The following is a 23302-nucleotide window of genomic DNA, read 5'->3' on the forward strand; positions in this document are numbered from 1 at the left end:
GCCTGGATTATCTTAAGCCTTGTTTGACTGTCTGTTGGTCAATTGCTATTTTAATTTATTCATCGTAAGACCTTTTTAAATAGGAAATGTCTTCAAGCAACAATTCTGCAAAGGATGCTTGAATCTTTTTTCCGGATTGTGCTTGAACTTGGTTTTCTAAAGCATTTAAACCATTTATTATTTGCTTCTCGCCGTTTGCTTTCTGAATATGTTTAATCTTCGACAGTAAACTATTTAAAATACCTTGACTAGTAATCCACCCTTGTTGATTTGCGTAATTCACCGCCTCATCCAAATGATCGACATCCATTTTAACGGTGAAGACAAACTCTTTTACTGTCTGATTTCCAGCCAGATCCGACGCTGTTACCTTTACATTGTGCTCTCCGGTAGACAAAGATATTGGATCAAAAGTATAAGGATGCTCCACCTTCGTACCATCCAACTTGACTTCTAAACTGTCGACACCACTTAACGAATCAGTGATGTTGAAATGGATTGAACCTTTATCTGTTCGGTAAACATTTTTTAATTCCTTCGGTGTAATATCGGGTCCTGTCATATCAATCATCACAGTTGACATTTTAATTTCTTCAATATTCGCCGCATTATCGATGCTGTAATATGCCAATTCATGGATTCCTTCATCTGTAATATCAACGGTGTCCCCCTTGGTAAGTAGCCCTCCGTCTAAACTGTACAACGTTCTCCAAACACCACTTTCTTCATCCGTAGCGGTCAATTTCACCGTTTGTTCTGTTTTCTCCCACCCTGATTTGACGTTTTCCGTCGTTATAGGAGGAGTTTTATCTGGATTTGAGGTAATAATCTCAAGATAAGGTTGATTAGATTCGTTTTCCTTTGTATTCATGACCGGCCAATTACCATTGCCAGTAAGTCCAATTGTCACCTCTTGATCACCATCTAGCTGAGACTTTACAAATGAAGTCACATCAAAAGATTGATACTGCCACTCTTGATTAAATATGGATTGGCTTATAAAGTCACCCATATTTGGTCTGTTGTTCCAAGTGACACCTAGTTCTTCCCAATTATCGTTGTTTACGCCAAAAGCCTTTACAGGGGCAGGACCCTTATCATTTTGTGCATAAACATGTATTTTCGCCGCTACTATTTTATCCTCGATTTCAACCGAGTTTAAATTAAACTTCAAAAATGCTTCCCGGGTGAAATTAGCAGATGGGCTCTCTTTTGCAACCATCCATGATCTTGCACCAAAGTTTTGATTTGCTTGTGAACCTCCATTGACAAACGTATCAGCGACAGGTTCCAAGTTTATCTCCTCGCTGACTGGAGGTTGGTAGACAGGGGGAAGCCCCTCAGGAACTTGTGAATTATATTTCAGTTTGATTGTATGTGATCTTCCCATTGAACCACTCACATCTATTTTCACTTTTGTGAAAGGCCGCTTATGCAATACTTGCACCGTTTCATCTTTACTGATCACTTCCATCCCAATTTTACCTACATCTATTATCAACGTATTTTGTGATTGTGTCGGATCGGACACGGATAGCGTTAAAATGTTCCCTTCTTTCTTAACCATAACGGAAGCTGGCTGGTGTGAACGAACATTATCTACTTTACCCGCTTTCCAAAAGTTCATTGCCGTTAGACCGAGCTCTTTTTCCTTAACAGCCTGGATGTCATTCGTGTTTTTAATAATTTGGATGTCCGAATCTTGACTGTACTGCCTTGTTTCAGAAACGTTTTTATTTGGAAGCAGTACATAAGAATAAGAAGCATTTTCCGGATTCGTCCCATGATCAAAAGACATGCTCAAATAGTTTCTTGTGAACGATTCATCTGTTAAAAAAATGTTGGTGTTGATGTCTGTCCACGAACCGATTCTTTCCTCCCGCAATACGGACACATCACGTGACTTCGGGAAATAGTAGCCGATATCCGAATTCGTAACATTCCCTTCCAGATGGGCCCAACGAGCATTTTCAACCGTTTCCGACCGTCCTAACTCGCTACTCCTGACGTCACCGTTTACCGTAAACGTGTTGTCCCCGCTTTCGTTCAGTCCGCGGTTCTCAATAATTGTTTCAATTTCCCGATCATTATTGCTCGTAATACCGGCACCTAAGGCAACTACCTCATTATCAAACATAAACCAGGATTTCTTGCCCTCAAGTGTACCTTCTTCGTAGTTAAACGCCATACCTGTCGTACCATAAAGTCCATTGATTGTTGAACCACCAACCCAACTTTCAGCGCTTCTCGTATCGGGTTTTTGTTTCAGATCCGTTGTCGTCCCCGGTAACCGAAGCGAATCTATTGTTGGCCAGAAGTCATCGCTGTATTGGGTAAGATCGTTATTGTACAGGTAAGTCATTCCACTCCCTGTATACCAACCTTTTAAATTTTCTCTATTACCAGTTTCATAGTTTTGAATACGATTGGAATACATACTAATACCAAAAGTCCAACCGGGACGACGGTGAACAATACGATCCATGGATGAAAACTGGTAATGGCCAATCAGTTCCCCTCTCGGCTCGATTGCCTCATTGGACATCAATGATTTAACCATTATCATATCGTTAATACTCAGATTATTATAATATTTTTCAAACGCGGTATCTTTAACGACCCAATGTTTGACCATACTTTTTAGCTTTTTCTCAATATCAGAAGGAGCGGCTTCGGATAAGCGAAGTAACGCTATAGCCACTGTCCTTCCATTGGAGTGATCTGATGACCCTTGTCTGGAGATAGCTCTACCTCTTACCATGTCCATCATCGCCCCCTTATAAATAAGAGGCTGAAAGGATTCAAAAGCCCATTGGTACACATTATCTATGCCAGAATTTGTAACATGCCAAGAAGAATCGTGTAAGATATACAGCACATCTACGAGATGATTGAGCAATACAATGCCGTAACTTCCGGTATATGCTATATCATTGTGTTGGATAAATGAACCGTCCTTGTAAAACCCATCACCCTTATTCACATAATTAAATAATTGGCTTAAGGCATCACGGGCCATTGTAATTTTTTCGCTGTCTTTGCCAACAATTCCGCGAACAGCTATAATCAATGCCTTGTCAACCCGGTTAGCTCCAGTTGCTTCAATACCATACCTTGTAAGAATTGTTGGATCATCTACAAAGTGATCGATAGCAGCTGTATAATTGTTAATTTGGGCAGAGGTAAGATCCTCATACATTAATACTAAAATATCTTTTATGGCCATAGGTGAACCGATTTCCCAGTCCCACCAATTACCGTACTGAGATGATGATTCATTGTACCGGTTCAGATACAACCAATCCAAACCATAAATAATCCCTTCTCTTAAATCCGAATTTTGATATAAGGACGATCCTTCCATTGTATATGCAAGCGCCATGTCCTTTAGACGTTCATAGCTTTCTGTCATATAGTTTGGAGGGCGTCCCGTATGATTTTCTAAATCGTCCCATAGGTATTCGTGTTCACCTGACTTATTCATAGTTTGCAAGAATCCCGTTTCCTTTTCGTTTGTGACTCTTGTAACTAGGTCTTCGATGTGGTTTGAAATATCGGGATCTGAGGGGTCATAGTCACTTCCGCCGGTAAGGTAATCTTTCCATTTTTCACGCAATTGATCGAATTCGTCTGCTGCATATGCCTCGTTTTGGGAAAATAGATTCAGAAAAGGTGTGATTAACAATACGGATAAAACCATTATTCCTATCGAACGGTACTTTTTTCGATTCAAGTTACCAACTCCTTCATTTTTCAAAAAACAAAAACCTTAACCACTATCTCTAGTGCCAACAACACATACCAAAACCCAAATGACTCATTATTCATCACCTACATAGTGGCTCATATTTCATTTCCCCCAGAACCGAGCAATTCTGGTAAAACTCTTACATATATATAAATTACATCAGCGATGCAAATTCATAGAATTTAGAAAGTGTATCTTTTAACCTTTAATACCACCCATAGTCATGCCTTCTGTTAACTTTTTCTGTGTTAAGGCATAAAGCACAATCGTAGGAACTAATACTATGACAAGAGCAGCAAATAACGCCCCCCAATCGGTGGCAAAGCGCTGTACTTCCATTAAATTGGCAAGTCCTACTGGTATTGTCTTTTTAGCATCAGTTTGTATCAAAACTAGCGCTAATGCATATTCATTCCAAAATGCAAAAAATTGAAAAATAACAACCGTTAAAATCCCTGGTTTGGCAATAGGAAGTATAATTCGGATTAACGTTGAAAAATATCCACAACCGTCTATAGAGGCTGACTCCTCATACTCCTTGGGAATTGTTTTTAGAAAACCGATGAGAAGATATACTGAAAATGGAACGTGACCAACTGCATAGACTACACTAAGCCAAAACAGATTATCCAACATGTGCATATCGCTCATTAGCATAAATAATGGAACCAGTATATAAAGAGGCTCTATAAACAACCCCGCCATATAAAAATTATGTAAGAATTTCTTTCCAAAAAAATTAAATCTTGCAATTGCATAAGCAGTTGGAATGGTTATTATAAGCATCAGAATCATAGAAAAAACCGTTACAAATATGGAATTAAAAATATACTCCCCCATATGAGCCTTTGTAAAAGCACGTACAAAGTTTTCGAAGTGTAAACTAGTTGGTAGTGACCAAGGACTTTCGAGAATCTCTGTATTTGTTTTAAGGGATGCAAATACATTCCAGATAATTGGATATACAAACCATATTGTTATTAAAATAAGAAATAATCTAATTACTATTTTTGAAACTTTTCCCACGGAAGATTTCCCCCTTTAGGTATCCCGTTCTGTAAGTTTATTGCTTAAGAAAGAAAGAAAGATGGATATTATAAATACTGTTACTGTTATAGCCATTGCGTAACCAAAGTTTGCATTGACGAATGCTTGTTGATACATATAGGTCATAACAACCTGTGAGGAATTATTTGGTCCACCTGCTGTCATAACTGTGACAATAACAAAACTAATAACCAATACACCTTTAATGCTAAAAATAATTGTCACCCTAATGATCTCCCACAGCATAGGGATAGTAATCTTAAAAAACTGTTTGGTTGCCGTCGCACCATCCATACTAGCTGCTTCATATAGTTCCTTTGGGATACTGTCCATACCCGCCAAATACATAATCATATAATACCCAGTTGCTTGCCAAATCATTGTTACCGCAATTGCCCATAGTACCGTTTCTGGATTCCCTAGCCAGGTTAGCGCAAGTTTATCAAGCCCTATAAACTTAAGAGCAGAATTTAAAATTCCCATATTTGGGTGATATATAAAAGACCATAATATCCCAATTACAACAAATGATAGAATACTAGGAAAAAAGAATATTGTTCTGTACAAGTCTTTTTCCCTTAACCTTCCATTTGATAATATGAACGCCAAAACTAACGATAAAAATAAGGTCGCTACTGGAACTATCAACATTAGTATCCCAGTATTTATAAGAGCCTTTAAAAAAATCCCGTCATTTAACATATCAGTGTAGTTTTTCAATCCAATAAATTCACTTCCCCCACCAAACGCAGAGTAATTATACATTGATTTCAAAAAGACCTGTATGGTTGGATAAATTATAAAAAAGCAAAATAAAATAAAAGTCGGTAAAAGGCAAACTAGAAGAAAACCTAATCTTTTCTTGTTTTTCATATATTAACACCCCGTAATTAATTAGGAATATCTACTATTACCAAAGCAGATATTCCTTGTTCTCATGGCTTTTATGAAACGGCTTATTCTTTCATACTTTCTTGGACCTGTGAATATACCTCATACATTTTATCTGCCCATTCATCAATGGTCATTTCACCATTCATAACGCTGGCCGCCTGATTAAATAAAATATCTTGTGGCATTATATTTGTACCTTTTGGTAAGGGCTTCCAATCACTAGTAACTGGGGTCATTCCCTCTTCAACAGCCTTGTAAGTGTTATAGGAAGATGGAGTAATATAATCTTTGACAAGGTCAACTGCTCCTTTTACCGCCATAACACCCTTTGCTTTCTTTCCATTTAAGATAACACCCTTATCCGTATACATGTATTTCAAAAACTTCTTGGCCAGTTTCTTATTATCTGCCTCTTTAGGTATATAAATCTGCTCAATAGCAACTTGAGCACTTATAGGATCTCCTTTTTCAAAGGCTGGAATTCCTAAGAATCCAAATTCAAAGCCTTCTTCTCTTGGTGCATCCTTCATTTCCGTTTCAAACCAACTTCCATTAGTTATAAACATTGCTTTACCCTGCATGAATGCTGTTTGTGCCTGAGTATGGTTAAGTGCAACTGTTCCGTTCATCAACATATTTTCTTCTTCTGCAATTGTCTTGAAAATTCCTAATACCTCTTTAGCAACATCAGATTTCCAAAACTCTGGTTCATACCCAAAAAATTGATCTAAGGCTTCTTGCCCTCCTAAGTCATTTATGGCTGGAATAAATATTTCAGCCAGATAGCCTGGAACAGTTCCTTGATAAGTAAAGAGTGCCCTGTCATGTTCTTTCGCTACATTGTTCAAGGCAAAGAATTCTTTCCACGTAGCTGGCGGTTGAATATTATTTTCCTCGAATAACGTTTTGTTATACCAGAGTCCATTAACATTATAATTGTACGGAGCAATATAAATTTTACCATCATCATATGGTGACGCGAATGATGTTTCAAGCATTCCAGGTAATATTTTATCCTTTAGTGGTATGTCTTCATTCAAAGCTTTACTTTCAAACACATCTGTCAAATCAGTTAGCCCATGTTCCTTAATTAGACCTTGCGTCACTCCTGATGGATCCGTTTGATTTAGATAAACTAAATCTGGCGGATTTCCATTAATGATTTTAGGACGTATCATCTCACCAATTTTGGGGTTGGCAGTTATATTTATTTTTGTTCCTGGGTAATCTTTCTCAAAATTTGCAGCGAGTGCATCCCAAAAGTCTCTTCCAAAGCCACCCTCAAAAACCGCAACGTCAAGCTCTTTATTTCCAGACTGTCCATCTTTAGTCTCCTTATCTGTTTTGTTCGAACAGCCCGATATAGCTATTATGCCAAGCATAAACACAAGTAGTAGCATAACTTGAATCATTATACCCCTCTGTTTCATTTGTTCTCCCCCTTAATTAATTAAGTTAACTTATTATCAAATACTACATTTACTACATATTTTTTTGAAAGCGATAACAAAATTTGCAAAAAATAAAAGATTTAATTTCCAACGAGAAATGTACAGGTATAATTTACATCCCAATTGTAAATTATACTCTCTCTTGTTCACTAATAATTGAAAGAATTAAATGTTCATCCGCGCCACTCAGTTATATCATTATTATTATTCTAATCATGTTTAACTGGCGTAGACACCCTCCTTTCAGAATACTCTGCATAGATTTATACTAGTATATTTTTATAAAAGTTTCTTATAATACTAGGAAATGAATTCTTAATTTCGGAGGTGATTTATTTCTTAATAGATCTCTCTAACTTTCAATCTTCATTTATGTCTGGAATTTGATTAGCAATCCGAAACTTATTGGGAGAAAAGTCAGTAAAAATTTTAAAAGATCTATAGAATGTCGATAATGATTCAAATCCAACTTCGAAACAAATTGAAACTATATCTTTATTTGTTTCTATTAGCATTTTTTTAGCTACTTCCATTCTTACCTCGGTTAAGTATTGGATAGGTGTAATATTATATTGTTCTTTAAAAAGGCTATTGATATGACGAACACTTATACCAACTTTAGTAGAAATATCATTTGAATTTATTACTTCAAAGTAATGTGTATCAATATATTTACGGAGCCGTTCAGCACGTAAAATATTAGCATCCAATATCTTTTGGTTTTTATGAGACCGAGCAAGTATAAGTAATAATTCTGATAACAATATTTTCATTGCCAATAAATTAAGCGGCTTTCCTATCGATTGCTCGTATAACATTCTTCTCAATAATTGTCTTAATTCACCCGCTTCAAAAAGATTTACGTCTATTAACTTAGTTTTATTAAGATTATTAAATAGTAATGCTTCTTGAATTTCTGAATCTAGTTTATCGATTTCAAATTCAAGTACTAAAACAGTTAATTTAGAATTAGCCTCAATCGAATGATTTGAATATGGTGTAATGAACGCTACACTATCCTGTGAAAATTCATAGCTCCACTCATTAAAAGTTATTTCACCATTATTTTCTAGAGCGTAAAGAATTTGATAAACTGGGTGATGATGGCTTTTTACGTAATCATTTTCAAAGTGCTTATTTTCTTTTAAGTGAATGCCATGCAAAGTTAAGTCGCTAGTTTTTTCATTCAAAATCTGCCACCCTCTTTCTTAACTTTTAACTATCTTTAATCTATGTTTACTAAATTAGGTCCCATCAATTTAATAACCTGTTTTATTTGTTGATATAACATTACGTCCGCTTGCTCTATACATTTATCTAAGGGTAGCGGTTGGTTTATTATCGAAAAGCATCCTGCAAAACGTTCTCCCAACGCATCTACATCACCAATAACACTTCCTGAAATCAATACAGTAGGTACATTATATTTCCCTGCAAGTTCTGCAATATAACCAGGTGCTTTACCATATAACGTCTGTTCATCACTTTGTCCTTCTCCAGTGATTACTAAATCAGCATCCTGTATTTCATCCTCTATTTTCATTGCATGTGCTAAGAGTTCTGCCCCAGAGACCAAAGTTCCACCAATGGAAAGTAGTGCAAATCCGATACCCCCTGCTGCACCTGCCCCAGGATCATTTTTTATTGATTTACCAATTACAGATTCAATTGTATCAGCGTAAACATTTAGTGCTTTGTCATATTCATGTATTTGATTTTTTGTTGCACCTTTTTGTGAACCATAAATATTAGTAGCCCCCTTGATACCACAGTGCGGATTATCTACATCACAAGCAACCTTAATAGTAGATTCCATCAACCTCGAATCAATGTCAGAAAAACTAACTTTTCTTACGTTATGTATATCTTTGCCGAAAGGACCTACAACATTTTCATGTTTATCCCATGCCTTCATTCCCAAAGCAAGAAGCATCCCCAAACCACCATCATTCGTTGCACTTCCACCTAGACCTATTATAAAAGAAGTACACCCCTTATTAAGAGCGTCAATCATTACTTCTCCTATCCCAAACGAAGTGGTGATGTCAGGGTTTCGTTGATTGGTAGGGACTTGAACTAAGCCTACAATACTTGCGCACTCGATAATGGCTGTTTTAGAATCAACGATTGCATAAGTTGAGTTTATTTTCTCCCCTAGTACAAACTATCGGAACCCTTTTCCCCTTACCTGATATAAGCAATGAATCAAGTGTCCCCTCTCCACCATCAGCCATAGGTTTCATCACTACCCTATGGTTTTTGTTAACATCCAAAATAGCTTTTCGCATTATTTCAGATGCTTGTAAGGATGATAAACTACCTTTATAGGAATCTGGTGCAATTACTATATTCATTAACGAACTCCCTCCTTATATACAATGCCAATAACAACATGAACAAATCCCCCGCTTATCGTTAAACAATCAACAACTATTGTTTCACCCATAGTATCCGTACCGATGTGCGGACATACTTCGACTAAACAAAAATGCCAGACCACTAAGACCTGACACTCTTCCGTACAACTAATTTCGTCGATATAAAAACCTTTTTCGCTATCTGCCTACCTTCCAACCGCTCAATTAACGTATCTACTGCTGTTTCACCCATGAGTTCTGTATATACTTTAATCGTACTTAATGATGGATAGACATACTTGGAAATAGACATATCATTAATACCGATCACACTTACACGGCTTGGAACAGCAATACCCGCTTCATGCAACGCACGTAAGCTGCCAATTGCCATGACATCGCTACTTGTAAAGAAAGCGGTTGGCAATTCATCGCCCAGATCGTCGATGGCTTTTGCCATTAAGTTATAGCCATCATCTACAGAAAAGGACCCAACATAAACAAAGCGTTCATCATACAACCCTTTTTCCTGCATGTAATTTTTAAATGTCTTTTCTCGTAAATCATTTAAAGCATCTGGCTGTCCTTTGAGAAACTCCCGACCACCAATAAATCCGATTTCCTTATGGTCCGTCGAAATAAAATAATCAATAATCTTTTGTGTAGCTTTTTCAAAATCAATTACCACTGCATCGTATTTATCTTCATTCGGGCTGTAGTCAACAAATACTACCGCTGGGTTAATAGCTGTTAATTCTTTTACCTGCTGATCACTAAATTTCCCGACAGCAATTATCCCTTCAATTTCAGCAGCGTTGATATCATCAATATTATTGAAAAAGTAAATATCAGGATTCAAATCAAGCTGCTTACATCGTTGTTCAATTCCTAGTCGAATCGATAAATAATACAGATCACTTAATTCTTCCTTTTCTGTGTACCAATGAACAACAGCGATTTTTTGACCTGTATATCTTTTCCCTGGTCTCTTCCGATAGGAAAGCTCTTCAGCTGCTTCAAATACCTTTTTCTTTGTCTCATCAGCGACAGATAAGCTGGCATCATAATTAAGCACCCGTGATACAGTGGCAGGTGAAACTCCAGCTTTTTGTGCTATGTCTTTAATTGTTGCCATTTACTAAGGCCCCCTTTCTATTACTGAATTATATAGTTAGTATAGCACTTTTTTACTGTAAACCCTGATTTCTACACATCTTTTGCACAACGGAACCCAATATTACCTGCTGAACTATAATTAGTAAAAATTAGGTCTAGTCATTTTTATCTTATCTCCTTTTTCATTAGCTACTTCAAAAAGATAGGAAGAAAAATAACGATAAAGGTCGATATGAAAACCACCCTTTTTTTTAAAACTAGCAAATATCTATCACACGGTTACAAAACTATCATAATAGTAGTCGAGATCTATTGAACTTCCTTTATTCAACCTCGATTCTTCAGCAGCAAAAGCCATTAAGTGACTTCTTAATGAGACAGCAGCGGATGAGCGGCTTTTATTTTCCCCGATTTGTTCTATATCTCGAAGGAATGAACGAATAATCCCATTATCACCACCTCCATGACCTCCTACGGGTTGATCAAAACGAATGGTTGTTTCATGTTTTGTAAGAAAATCAAAAATAGAGATACTGTTATCTTCCATATTACCGCGAATTTCTCCTTTTGTTCCCATTATTTGAACAATACGTGTTTGCTCTCTCGTAAACCCGCACATGCTGAAGGTTGCTGTAGCGCCGTCTTCGAACTCCATATTAACTACTTGGTGATCGACCACATTATTATCCGATTGATAAACACATTTACCATAAGATGTTTCATTTAATGCTTTAATAATAGCTTCATTTGAATCATCTTCCGTAAACTTTCTCGCCCACCCTCTTCCTTCTCCGAGATAGTAACGTCCTGCATGGAAGGCACATTCCGATTCCACTGGGCAACCATCTAGACAACGCTTTGGTGCATCCTCAGGAGCATTTTCTTCGCGAAAGTGCATAAGTGAACCATATGAACTGATTCGTTTACATGTTTTATCCATAACATAAGAAATAATATCCATATCATGGCATGACTTTTGCAAAATCATCGGACTCGATTTTTCCTTGTTATTCCAATTACCACGAACAAAGCTATGTGACATATGCATAACTTCTACATTTTCATTTAATTGCAGGGATACTACATCACCAATTTTACCTTCTGAAATCACCTTTTTAATAGTAGACCAGAACTCTGTGTAACGTAATACATGACAAATAGTTAATTGGCGTTTGTACTTTTTTGCTACACGTTCCATTTCTATACATTCTTTCGGATCAGGTGACATTGGCTTCTCCAATAGTACATGATACCCTAATTCTAAAGCCTTTATTGTTGGTTCATAATGAAATCTATCAAGTGTGCAAACAATTGCTATATCAGCTACTTTCCCGCTCCCCAACATGTCTTGCCAGGATGTAAAGCAATCTTTTGCCTGAATATTATGAGCATCCTTAAATTTATTTCTTCTTTCATCATTTGGTTCGGCTACTGCTACTATTTTTAATTCATTCGGATATTCTAAAGCATAAGGTGCGTAGGCTCTAGCTCCTCTATCACCTGCACCTATAACGATGGCTGTTTTTGGTTCCATATTAATTTCCCCCTTCTATAATTCGTTAGGCATTCTATTGATTCCGTGCTTATTTAAATAGTTGCTTTTTCATACTTCGCAAATGTTTGAGAGGCCCCCCACATCAAAGCATAGGCTGTAACACTCCCACCAAAAAAGAAAAGTAATGCTGGAATCGTGATAAAAGTAATATAATTTATAAGAACAACTCCCACAATCAAAAATACAGTTAAAATGGGGTGGATTATTCCAATTATAAAAGGCCATTTTATATACTGTACTGTTCGCAGGTTAAAATGGACTAATATTGGAAAGAAATACATTAAAACAATTAAATATAAAATGATAACAGCAATAACTCCAAAACTAGCAATAAAATAAACAAGGCTATCTTGGGCACGTAATATTTGTAGTTCAATAGACAGGATGTACCCCAGAATAAATAATAAGCCTCCTAATAAATTGGCTTTAAAAAATTCATTTCGATACGTCTTCCAAAAGAGTTTAAATATCGCTATATCCTTTTCACCCATTATCCATTTTCTTACAACTGCAAACATAGCTGTTGTTGCTGGCGTAAATCCAAAAACTATCAACCCTAAAAGCGTAAAACTGACCCACAATAAATTAACATAGGCAAATTTCATTACCCATACACATAAATTATAGTATCCGTTCACAAATCCTTTCATGCTAAAATCCTCCTATGATTGATAGTTTTGTTCCACGTATATACGTAATAATGAGTGGATTATTCTTTTACTGATCCAATTAAAACACCTTTAACAAAAAATCTTTGTAAGAATGGATATAAGATAAGTAATGGTAATGCCGATACTATGATTACTGCATACTTAACCAATGAAGCTGTCTTCACTTGTTGTATAAAGGATTCAGCATTTCCCGCTCCCTCACCAATACCATCTGCACCTACTTCATTGAGTATAAGAATTTGTCTCAAAATTAGTTGTAATGGGTACATTTTGTCATCTGATAAATAAATGAGTGCATTAAAGTACTGGTTCCATAAACCAACTGCATGGAATAATGCCATAACCGCAATAATTGGCAAAGACAGTGGCAAAACTATCTTTCTAAAGATTAAAAAGTCAGATGCTCCATCTATTTTTGATGCTTCTACTAGTTGGTCCGGTATACTTTGTTGAAAAAAGGCGCGTGCCACAAGTATGGACCATGCACCAACTACATTTGGAATAACAATGGCCCATATTGTATCCAACATACCAAGTGATTGGATAACTAAATATGTCGGAATCAATCCACCGTTAAAAAGCATTGTGAACAGAATAAACCAGAGTATTATTTTTTTCCCCATCGTTTCTTTTCTAGATAATGCGTATGCACATGGTAACAAAACAAATAAATGGATCAACGTACCTACAACCGTGTATATAATCGTGTTTCGATATCCTAACCATATTGCTTCGTTTTCAAAAACTCGCTTAAACCCATCAAATGTAATGTCTACAGGCCATAACCACATTCTCCCCGAGCTTACTGCTGCTGGATCACTTATAGAGGCACTAATAACAAAAACCAATGGATAAATAATGATCAATGTAATTAGTAATACGAATATTCTGTTCAGGACATCAAATGCTTTATCCGATAAACTAAACCTTTTCATAGCTGTCCCCCCTTACCATAAGCTATTTTCACTTGTCTTTCTTGCAATTTGATTGACTGTTATAAGTAATATAATGTTTATTAGTGAGTCAAAAAGCCCGATGGCTGCCGCAAAACTATATTGCCCCTCTAATAAACCTGTTTGGTAAACGAATGTTTGGATAATATCCGATGTCTCAGCATTTAAGGAGTTTTGCATTAACAATACCTTCTCAAAACCAATAGACATGAAATTTCCAATATTTAATATGAATAATACAACGACTGTAGGTAATATAGATGGAATGTTTATATGAATGATTCGTTGTATTCTTGTAGCTCCATCTACCCTTGCTGCTTCATGTAACTCTGGATTGACTCCAGCCAAGGCAGCCAAATAAATAATTGTTCCCCACCCTAAAGTTTGCCATTGTCCGGACCATATAAATATGTGCCGAAACCATTCTGGACTTGTTAAAAAAGGTACTGCTTCTCCTCCAAGTGATACGATAATGTGATTTACTAATCCAGTTACAGGATCCAAAAAGGCAACAAGCATACCAACAACTACTACTACAGATACAAAGTGAGGAGCATATGTAAGCGTCTGTGACCACTTTTTAAAAGGACCGTTCCTTAGTTCGTTTAAAGAGAGAGCAAAAATAATTGGTAAAGGAAATAATATCAGCCCATATACGTTGAGGATGATTGTGTTTTTTAAAAGTCTCCAAAAATAGTAAGAATCAAAAAAACGGGTAAAATGATCAAATCCTACCCAGGGGCTGCCCATTATTCCTAAATTAGCATAAAAATCCTTAAAGGCTATTTGCACGCCATACATGGGGATATAATGGAATATAAGAAAATACAAGAGTGCAGGTAACAGTAAAATATACAATTGCCAGTTTTTTAATAAGCTTTTTTTTGTACGTTGAAACTTGTTATCAACGGTGATCGATGCATCCATTCCACTCTTTTTCAGCCTCATGCAATGACCTCCTAATCCTATTTTTGTTAATGAAAGGAGGAAATTAACTCCTCCCTTCATTTTATAGATATCCTATCACTCTAAAATCGTTTACTTACTTTTATATCTTTCATAAGCTGCTTGTTTAATTTCGAGATATTCATCTAATCCCATATCTTTTATTGTTTCTACGTATTTATCCCACTCTGAAAAGGGAAGATCACCTGTAATAAATTTATCCCGCATTTCTTTAACATACTTTTCAATATCAGCTCCCGAGGACGATAACACTCGGCTTTCCTCTTCTGTATATGTGAAATCAGGCCATACTTCTTCAATCATATCAGGTTCCAGCTTCTTAGCCGCTTTAACCTCTGAAGGCGAACTTTCAGCCCCTTGGAAAAATTCCTTCTTAACAATACCTGGATAACCTCCACCAGGATAAGTTAAATAATTCGATAATATAGGCGCTCCTCCCTCATTCTTGACTTCATCTAAAAACTCGTACTCGCCTTCTGATGTCTCTTTAAAGGTTTTTCCTTCAATGCCCATAAAGAACAGCTTCGCACCTTCATCACTGTAGAAATGGTCCATCCATCTAATTGTGGCTGCAGGATGTTCATTTTTGTCTGTTATGACAAATCCGCCCATATTAAATACTGGTGAGGACATGATGGTAAACAATTTGTCCCCATGAGGGCCTTCCAAGGTCGGCATACCAGTGTAACTTTTCCCTACATCTCCCCCAAAAAGTTCTTCAGGACTGTTAAAAATTGTACTTCCATATAAACCTTTTGAAGCATTTGCGAGATATTGATCCCACTCAATAGTGAAAATGTTTTGCTGAATTAACTTCTCGCTGTATAGCTTGTTCACATATTTCAACGTTTCTTTATATCCATCTGTAATAGGGTAGAACCGTACATTCTTCTCTTGTGGATCCATGTCTATAAATGAAACACCTCTATTACCTACTCCATACGATCCTTGAATCAACTTTACTAAACTATTAATTGAACTAGCACCAAATGGAATTTCATCCGCTTCACCATTTCCATTTGGATCTTTTTCCTTAACTGCTTTTAGATACTGGTAAAATTCTTCTGTTGTTTGTGGCATATCCATATTTAATGTATTTAGCCAATCCTCTCTAATCCAAGGTTTAACATACATAAGAACCGCTAAAAAGTCAGGTGAAAAAATAGTTGGAAACGAGTATATATTCCCATCTGGAAAGGTTATCGACTTTTTTATATCTGGGTACTCTTCCAATAACTTTTTCAAATTAGGTGCATATTCATCAATTAAACCATTGAGCTTAATAAACGTACCTCGTTGCCCATATTTAAAAATATCCAAATTAGAAAAAGAAGCGGAATGGAAAGCATCGGGTATATTTCCGCTAGCCAGTGCTAGATTCCTTTTTTCTTTCAGCGAGGCAGACGGTACCATTTGCCACTTGATATCAATATTAGTCATCTCTTCATATTTATTAAAAATCATGACATCGTTCCAGTCTTCTGCAGTTGCTGGGGTCTGGCCAGCAAAAAAGTCAAGTGAAATCTGTTCTTTTACAATTGGCAACTCTGAATCAGTTACATTTTTTAACTTTTCTTTATCTAACTCTACTTCTTTGGACCCACCAGCTTCCTCATTGGTACACGCAACTAAAAACAATACTACTGTCGCCATTACTAACAATAAAAATTTTCTGATTTTCAATGGTTGACCTCCTTGAAATTTTTACAAGTATGTTATAAGGAGGGGAATACCCCCCATTCATAAATGTCATTTCTCAAATTAATTAGCTTTTCATACACAATTTCATATCCTTTAATTACTTGCATACCTTTCATAGGCAGCTTGTTGAATTTCCATATATTCCTCAAGCCCCATATCTTTCAACGTTTTTACATATTTATCCCACTGCGAAAAGGAAAGATCCCCCGTAATGAACTTATCCTGCATTTCATCAACATACTTTTCGATGTCAGCTCCCAAAGCTGATAATTTTTTATTTTCTTCTAGCGTATATGTGAAATCCGGCCATGCTTCTTCAATAATATTTGGCTTTAACAGTTCAGCCGACTTTATAGATGAAGGTGCGCTTTCTGTCCCTTTAAAAAACTCTTTTTTTATGATTCCTGGGTAACCCCCACCTGGCCACGTTAAATACTTTGACAATTCCTGATCTAATGATAATCCCTCTTTGCTGTTTTTTATTTTATCTAAGTATTCAAGGTCCCCTTCTGCATTCTCTTTATAGGTTTTGCCTTCAATGCCCATAAAGAATAATTTTGCACCTTTATCACTATAGAAATGATCCATCCATCTAACTGTAGCTGCAGGATTCTCATTCTTATTCGTTATAACAAATCCACCTATACTACCTACAGGAGAGGAGAATCCTGTAAACAATTGATCACCTTGTGGTCCAACCAATGCAGGACCAGCAGTGTATTTTTTCCCTATATCACCCGCAAAGAGTTCTTCAGGGCTGTTAAAAACAGTGCTACCATACATACCTTTTGACGCATCTGCGAGGTATTGATTCCATTCAATTGAAAAGATATTTTGCTGAATTAACTTCTCACTATATAGTTTGTTTACATATTTCAGCATTTCTTTATATCCATCTGCAATAGGAAAGAAACGTACCTTCTGTTCCTTTGGATCCATGTCGATATATGGAACACCCCTATTTCCTACTCCAAATGAACCTTCTAACCAACTAATTATGGTACCAATATTCGTCCCACCATATGGAACTTCATCAGCTTTACCGTTCCCATTTGGATCTTTTTCTTTTACTGCTTTTAGGTACTGGTAAAATTCTTCCGTTGTTTTAGGTAAATCCATCCCTAATGCATCGAGCCAATCTTGCCTAAACCAAGGTCTTCCACCCAGTCGAAGCGACGTGAATTCTGGTGAATAAATGGTGGGAAAAGAATATATATTCCCATCCGGGAACGTGAGAGCTTTTTTCACCTCCGGGTACTGTTCAAATATCCTTTTTAAATTGGGTGCATATTTATCAATTAAATCATTGAGCTTGATAAAGACCCCTTGGTTGCCATACTTTAATAGATCTACATTCGGAAAAACTGCAGTATGAAATGCATCGGGTAAATTCCCACTAGCTAACGCTAAATTCCTTTTTTCTTTCAGCGAGGCAAACGGAACCATCTCCCAATTGACATCAATATTTGTCATATCCTCATATTTGTTCCAAATCATGACATCATTCCAATTTTCAGCAGTTGCCGGGGCCTGTCCAGCAAAAATATCAAGAGAAATTGGCTCTTTTACAATAGGCATCCCTGATTCAGTCAAATTTTTAAGTTTCTCTTTATTTAACTCCACCTCTTTTGGTCCGGCTTCTTCATTGGTACATGCAGCTAATAGCATTGCAAATGAAATAGTTATTAAAAGTAGCAAATTTCTGACTTTCAATGATGGACCTCCTTTAACCTTTTGCAAATTTGTAGTGTCCTTCTGAATCGCTTACATGATAAACATCACTAGTATTTTCTTCCTTGATTAGCCCAAAAAATAGTGATGTAAGATGAGTGCAGTGTTCTAACTAGTGGTCTTAAGATTCACCTCCATCCCCTTTAAACCCGCCCCGACAACGCCTGCATTTTCTTTAAAATGACTTGTCTGTAATCTTTGTAAAACAGATAGTTGTTCAGGAATTAAATATTTCAATAATGCCTCTCTCACAATATTTAGTAAAAAAGGATTATTATTGATTACTCCTCCACCAAAAATTATCTTGTGAGGATCCAGCAAACTTACAATAGAATAAATCCCATGTGCTATAGATTCAGCAACTTCATCCATTATGCCTTTAGCAATAGGGTTTTCCTTTTGAAATTCTTTAAAAAAGTCTTCTGTGGTCATGTTAGGATAGCCAAAGCGATCCACGGCAAGCTTTTGAATTGCAGGTCCGGATGCAGATTCTTCTATACTATGCATCCTGTTTGGTGAGGATTTTGCTAGATCTGGTAGTAAACCTATCTCACCCGCAAATCCATTTCCTCGCAAAAACGAACCCTCTTGAATAATCGAACAAGAAATCCCTGTGCTAACGGTTACATATACGAATGTATCTTTACTCGTACTGTCTGAAGCCTTCCATTCTGCTAAAGCTGCCATATAAACATCGTTATCAATTACGATATTTTCAAGCGCATAGTAGTTTCGTAATCTTTCTACAATCGGAAAGTTCTTCCATGGCAAGTTATTTTGAAAAACAGCAATACCATTTTCTCGATCTACTTTCCCGGGAACACCTACCCCCATCCCCTCAATCATTGATATATCTAATTTCGATTTTACTAAAACATTTTCAATACTTTTAGTCACTTGATCAAACATTTTTTCTTTGTCTGAAGGGTTACTTGGCACCTCCACACGATCAATGATTTCACCATGTTGATTAATAATGACTGTAGCAATTTTTGTGCCACCAACATCAACACCTAATCCATATCTCACCAAAAGTCACCTCATTATTTCTTTCAAAATACATAAAATTATGATTGCGCTTACACAAAAATAAAAACAATTAGTAAATATATTTAATAAATTGTTTACTAATTATTTTTCATATTATCACAGCATATTTTATTTGTCTATACATTATTTAGAATATTTCATAAACTAATTCTGGTATGTATAAGGTGATACATACCCGCAGAACAAAATAAACCTCACAACACAAAAAAAGGAACTCGACAACTAGTCAAGCTCCTTCCCTCTTTACTATTCTATTTAACCCAGCTCCACACGCGCGCCCGTTTCAATCGATTCCATACAAGCATCGATTACACGAATATTGTTGAGCGTGTTTTCAAAATCATTATGAAGTTTACGATCTCCATTCAAAATTGCTTGGGAGATATGTTCGACCTGATCACGATATTGATCGGTGTTTACTGTTTCCGTGCGTGTCACACCTTGCTTTTCAACGATGATTAGGCCATCCCCTCCATTTTTGTCTGGTCTGAATGCTCTCGGAATTAGGATTCGCCCTTCTGTACCTACCACTTCGTATTCATTACGGTCTGTCAGATTAAAACTTGAATCAAATGTTGCTTGCATGCCGTTTGAAAACGTTAAATAAGCGTAAGCATCTGTATCTACCCCATTATCTTTTACAGCATTGACCTGAACGGTTTCAGGCTCTGATTGAAGTACGTTACGTATCACATGAATGGCGTAGCAACCTAAATCGTATAGACTCCCGCCACCAGCCTGATATTTCATGCGAACATTACTCTCCCGATCTTTCATGGGAAAGGAATGTGCTGCCCGCATATAAGAAACATCGCCGATCTCACCTGAATCGATGATTTGTTTTACACGGTCATGCTGCGGATGAAAGTGATACATAAATGCTTCCATAAAGATTACTTGGTACTCCTCACAAGTCGCTTTAATCTCTTCGACTTCAGTCGTATTGACCGCTGCTGGTTTTTCACAAAGAATATGCTTCCCTTTCTTTGCCGCTGTAATTGCCCATTCTTTATGTAAATGATTTGGTAACGGGATATAAACAGCATCAATTTCCGGATCATCCAATAATTTTTCATAGCTGTCATGGGTTTTTCCGATGGAAAATTTATCAGCAACAGTTTTTGCTTTTTCCACCCCACTACTACTAGCGATTGCCGTTACTTCTGCGTTTGACGCCCGTTGGATTGCTGGAATCAGTTGTTTCTGCGCTATTCCTGCCGTACTTAGAATTCCAAAACGTACTTTAGTCATTTACGTGCCTCCTCTATTTACTGAATTATCATAATTAATTATACCTTAGAACGGGGGAGGAAAAAAGATTTCCGTTTTTGTGGTTCTAACTTAAATATATCTGGCGGTGTGTATCTAGTTTTTTATGCTGACGATCGACTACTCTTTTTTGTACAGCGGTACGACCAACAAAAGCGGAAGCGCCCGTTTAGCGGCGTATGGATTGTGCCCACGCAACGTGGGTAGTTCGATGTTGCCACGCAAAGTGGCGGTTTTAATCGAACTTCCTTCTTTCTTTTGAGATAAAGGAAACACGGTAAGCGTAAGCGAATAAGGACGTTCGACTATGTCGAACTGTTGTCGTAAGGAGGTAAAGGAAATCCAATAGTCGCTGGGCGCTGGAGCTGGACGTGGCCCTGCATTGTGACCAAAATATTCAATGTCACATTTTATACTTTCCTTACACACCAAAAAGGAACTCGACAACAGAGCAAGTCGAGCTCCTCCCAATAACTTGCATTTTTTCGTTCTTAGGATTACTTTTTAATTAACTTTCTCAACTTTACTATTTCTGTAAGTTGCAATTTTGTTAACTTTGTAATCTGTTCATTTGAGAAATTTTCATGTATTAACTCTTTAGCAAAATCTTTCGCTGCTTCCTCTCTACCCTCTTCCTTCAACTCTTCAAAAATCTCAGCTAATGTTTGAGATGGATTCCTTTTATCTGTAAGCATCTGGTGTGTCCCCTCCTTATTAATAAATGGGATGATATCTTCCTTTAATTTTGTTGTTAACTCATCTGTTACTTGAAGTATATTATCAATGAAATGAAATAAAGCGGATAGATATGTGCGGATGAGGTCTGGTTGTGTGGTTGTTTTTTGTAGAATTTGGATCATCAATTTTCGTTTGAATGCATAACGTTTGTTTGCGTCATGCTTGGTATAACTCGCACGAGTATATTTCTATACATTTTACCACATCCCTCTTCATAGAAAAATTTATCGTATTTACAATTTTATTATAGAATGAACGTTTGGTTTAAGCAATGTTTTAGCGTCGCAAATCACGCTTGAAGGGAGCTTTTTTAATAAACGGGGTTTATTAACTAGTCTTTTCTATTGATCATTCCATCTTTGGTAAGGGTGTTCGATCGGTTAGATGTTAATGTCGATCGATTATCCGCCAATGCCGATCGCTTGCTCGTTGAAGTCGATCGGTCGTGGACAATTATGGATCGGTTACACCAAAATTCCGATCGATTACGATTCCAACCACCTCAAACCGCACTTCTACACAAATAAAGAGGCTTGATATCAAAATCAAGCCCCCAAAACATCCTATTTACACCTTTTGTGCATCTTTTGCCGAAGTCCTCCGGCGTAATTCTGCTTCAATTTCTTCAAGACTGCGACCACGTGTCTCTGGCAAGAACTTTATTACAAAGAATAACGCACCAATACCAATCGCGGCGAAAATCAAGAATACCTGTCCAATTCCGAGTGCACCTGATACCATCGGGAAGAATTGTGCTACTAGCAAACTACCAATGGATAGTGCAAGCGCGGCAATGCCTGTTGCGGCACCACGGGCGCGCATTGGGAATAATTCTGGCAGCATAACCCATAGTACTGGTCCCCATGTGAATGCGAAAAAGACAATGAATAAAGTCAGACAAGCAACAATGATCCATGCACCTAGACTGGAATCCAGTCCTATTGTTTCTAATAGCACAGCTAGCAAAATCAATGATGCGACCATGCCGATATTTCCGATAACCAACAACTTTTTACGGTCAATTTTGTCAATTATCATTAATGCGAAAATCGTAACGACAACGTTAACTGCACCGATTCCAACAGTTCCAAGAATTGCAGTTGCGTCACCTAACCCTGCTTCATTAAAAATGGTTGGGGCATAATAGATGATTGCGTTGATACCAATAATCTGTTGAAATAGCGCAAACACACACCCGACTATGAGCGTTGGACGCAGCCAAGAAGATGACAAGACCTTCCATGTACTATCCGAAACTTTATCTATTTCAATCATTTCGCGAATTTCAGTTTCAACCTGTGCTGGTTTTCTCGTCAAGCTCAAGACACGGCGAGCCGCCTCTTCGCTTTTATGTTTAAGTAGCCATCTTGGACTTTCTGGCATGAATATAACACCAATCATTAGGATCAATGATGGAACAACCGCTAGTCCAACCATCCAGCGCCATCCTTCCATATCTGCGAAAGCATAGTTCACTAGATAAGAAGAAAGAATACCAATCGTGATCATCAACTGGTTTAATGAACCCAATGAACCACGGGACTCTGTAGGTGCCATTTCTGATAAGTATACAGGTACAATCGCTGTAGACCCTCCGACTGCTAGTCCAATGATTAAACGGCCAACTATAAGTGCCTCTAAATTAGGAGATAGTGCTAAGATAAGCGAGCCAATCACAAATATAATAGAGATATTGAATACTAATTTTCGTCGTCCAAATTTATCGGAAAGTGGCCCACTGAATCCGGATCCAAAAATTGCTCCGATCAACATCGAACTAACCACTAATCCTTCCGTGAAGCTTGTCAGAGGTATATCATTTTTGATGAACAATAACGCTCCTGAAATTACGCCCATATCATAGCCGTACAGAAGCCCCCCTAACGCACCGAAGAAAAAAATCATATTTTTATTAATTTTTTTACCCTTCATTACTCTTCAACCTTTCTTTTTTACATTAAATCAAGCAAACGTTTACAAAGTACCTAGTAATTTAGTAAACTAGACTTAATTAATTAAATTAATTATCTTATGGTATTCTAACATATTTTTTCT

The 23302-nt window shown here is 37.0% G+C and carries 18 protein-coding genes; all 18 read right to left on the reverse strand.

The genetic code is table 11. The annotated features are described in order from the left end of the window. Positions 1-55: 55 nt before the first annotated feature. The 18 genes from LG329_RS07770 to LG329_RS07855 all read right to left on the reverse strand — a co-directional run bounded on the left by LG329_RS07770 (position 56) and on the right by LG329_RS07855 (position 23179). Entirely contained in the window at positions 56-3733 is a 3678-nt protein-coding gene (locus LG329_RS07770) for a polysaccharide lyase family 8 super-sandwich domain-containing protein (protein ID WP_404455541.1), read from the reverse strand. 213 nt (positions 3734-3946) lie between these two features. Further along, on the reverse strand, positions 3947-4774 hold the full coding sequence (locus LG329_RS07775) for a carbohydrate ABC transporter permease (protein WP_404455543.1): 828 nt from the start codon (positions 4772-4774) through the stop codon (positions 3947-3949). A 15-nt stretch (positions 4775-4789) separates the two neighbouring features. Beyond that, complete coding sequence (locus tag LG329_RS07780) at positions 4790-5668, reverse strand: carbohydrate ABC transporter permease (RefSeq protein WP_404455546.1); 879 nt, start codon at positions 5666-5668, stop codon at positions 4790-4792. 83 nt (positions 5669-5751) lie between these two features. After that, complete coding sequence (locus LG329_RS07785; protein ID WP_404455548.1) at positions 5752-7119, reverse strand: carbohydrate ABC transporter substrate-binding protein; 1368 nt, start codon at positions 7117-7119, stop codon at positions 5752-5754. A 380-nt stretch (positions 7120-7499) separates the two neighbouring features. Next, the gene (locus tag LG329_RS07790) at positions 7500-8330 is read right to left on the reverse strand and encodes an AraC family transcriptional regulator (RefSeq protein ID WP_404455551.1); all 831 of its coding nucleotides are present in this window, start codon (positions 8328-8330) and stop codon (positions 7500-7502) included. A 35-nt stretch (positions 8331-8365) separates the two neighbouring features. Further along, positions 8366-9286, reverse strand: a complete 921-nt coding sequence (locus tag LG329_RS07795) for a glycerate kinase (protein ID WP_404456492.1) — start codon at positions 9284-9286, stop codon at positions 8366-8368. Beyond that, entirely contained in the window at positions 9261-9494 is a 234-nt protein-coding gene (locus LG329_RS07800; RefSeq protein ID WP_404455554.1) for a glycerate kinase, read from the reverse strand. Before LG329_RS07800 ends, LG329_RS07795 begins: the two co-directional genes overlap by 26 nt. 145 nt (positions 9495-9639) lie before the next feature. Continuing rightward, positions 9640-10632 (reverse strand): LacI family DNA-binding transcriptional regulator, encoded by a 993-nt coding sequence (locus LG329_RS07805; protein WP_404455557.1) that lies wholly within the window; start codon positions 10630-10632, stop codon positions 9640-9642. A 252-nt stretch (positions 10633-10884) separates the two neighbouring features. Continuing rightward, positions 10885-12147: a Gfo/Idh/MocA family protein gene (locus tag LG329_RS07810; RefSeq protein WP_404455559.1), complete on the reverse strand. Its 1263-nt coding sequence runs from the start codon at positions 12145-12147 to the stop codon at positions 10885-10887. Positions 12148-12200: 53 nt separating this feature from the next. Next, entirely contained in the window at positions 12201-12818 is a 618-nt protein-coding gene (locus LG329_RS07815; protein ID WP_404455562.1) for a YesL family protein, read from the reverse strand. Between the two features lie 59 nt (positions 12819-12877). After that, complete coding sequence (locus LG329_RS07820) at positions 12878-13774, reverse strand: carbohydrate ABC transporter permease (RefSeq protein WP_404455565.1); 897 nt, start codon at positions 13772-13774, stop codon at positions 12878-12880. A 12-nt stretch (positions 13775-13786) separates the two neighbouring features. After that, entirely contained in the window at positions 13787-14719 is a 933-nt protein-coding gene (locus tag LG329_RS07825) for an ABC transporter permease (RefSeq protein ID WP_404456495.1), read from the reverse strand. 111 nt (positions 14720-14830) lie between these two features. Continuing rightward, entirely contained in the window at positions 14831-16441 is a 1611-nt protein-coding gene (locus LG329_RS07830; protein ID WP_404455568.1) for an extracellular solute-binding protein, read from the reverse strand. A gap of 111 nt (positions 16442-16552) precedes the next feature. Continuing rightward, positions 16553-18172: an extracellular solute-binding protein gene (locus tag LG329_RS07835; protein WP_404455571.1), complete on the reverse strand. Its 1620-nt coding sequence runs from the start codon at positions 18170-18172 to the stop codon at positions 16553-16555. 126 nt (positions 18173-18298) lie between these two features. Further along, complete coding sequence (locus LG329_RS07840) at positions 18299-19219, reverse strand: ROK family protein (protein ID WP_404455574.1); 921 nt, start codon at positions 19217-19219, stop codon at positions 18299-18301. 276 nt (positions 19220-19495) lie between these two features. Continuing rightward, positions 19496-20491, reverse strand: coding sequence for a Gfo/Idh/MocA family protein (locus LG329_RS07845; RefSeq protein ID WP_404455577.1), 996 nt, complete (start codon positions 20489-20491; stop codon positions 19496-19498). Between the two features lie 515 nt (positions 20492-21006). Continuing rightward, entirely contained in the window at positions 21007-21204 is a 198-nt protein-coding gene (locus tag LG329_RS07850) for a hypothetical protein (RefSeq protein WP_404455580.1), read from the reverse strand. A gap of 610 nt (positions 21205-21814) precedes the next feature. Next, positions 21815-23179, reverse strand: coding sequence for a sugar porter family MFS transporter (locus tag LG329_RS07855; protein WP_404455583.1), 1365 nt, complete (start codon positions 23177-23179; stop codon positions 21815-21817). Between the last annotated feature and the right edge of the window lie 123 nt (positions 23180-23302).

The sequence above is a fragment of the Virgibacillus necropolis genome, from assembly GCF_044793635.1.
In the GTDB taxonomy this organism is placed as follows: domain Bacteria; phylum Bacillota; class Bacilli; order Bacillales; family Amphibacillaceae; genus Virgibacillus_F; species Virgibacillus_F necropolis_A.

Coding starts and splice junctions, on each gene's coding strand:
- LG329_RS07800 (WP_404455554.1), bottom strand. CDS start 9,494: ATGAATATAGTAATTGCACCAGATTCCTATAAAGGTAGTTTATCATCC.
- LG329_RS07845 (WP_404455577.1), bottom strand. CDS start 20,491: ATGACTAAAGTACGTTTTGGAATTCTAAGTACGGCAGGAATAGCGCAG.
- LG329_RS07785 (WP_404455548.1), bottom strand. CDS start 7,119: ATGAAACAGAGGGGTATAATGATTCAAGTTATGCTACTACTTGTGTTT.
- LG329_RS07850 (WP_404455580.1), bottom strand. CDS start 21,204: ATGCTTACAGATAAAAGGAATCCATCTCAAACATTAGCTGAGATTTTT.
- LG329_RS07810 (WP_404455559.1), bottom strand. CDS start 12,147: ATGGAACCAAAAACAGCCATCGTTATAGGTGCAGGTGATAGAGGAGCT.
- LG329_RS07805 (WP_404455557.1), bottom strand. CDS start 10,632: ATGGCAACAATTAAAGACATAGCACAAAAAGCTGGAGTTTCACCTGCC.
- LG329_RS07820 (WP_404455565.1), bottom strand. CDS start 13,774: ATGAAAAGGTTTAGTTTATCGGATAAAGCATTTGATGTCCTGAACAGA.
- LG329_RS07825 (WP_404456495.1), bottom strand. CDS start 14,719: ATGGATGCATCGATCACCGTTGATAACAAGTTTCAACGTACAAAAAAA.
- LG329_RS07780 (WP_404455546.1), bottom strand. CDS start 5,668: ATGAAAAACAAGAAAAGATTAGGTTTTCTTCTAGTTTGCCTTTTACCG.
- LG329_RS07815 (WP_404455562.1), bottom strand. CDS start 12,818: ATGAAAGGATTTGTGAACGGATACTATAATTTATGTGTATGGGTAATG.
- LG329_RS07855 (WP_404455583.1), bottom strand. CDS start 23,179: ATGAAGGGTAAAAAAATTAATAAAAATATGATTTTTTTCTTCGGTGCG.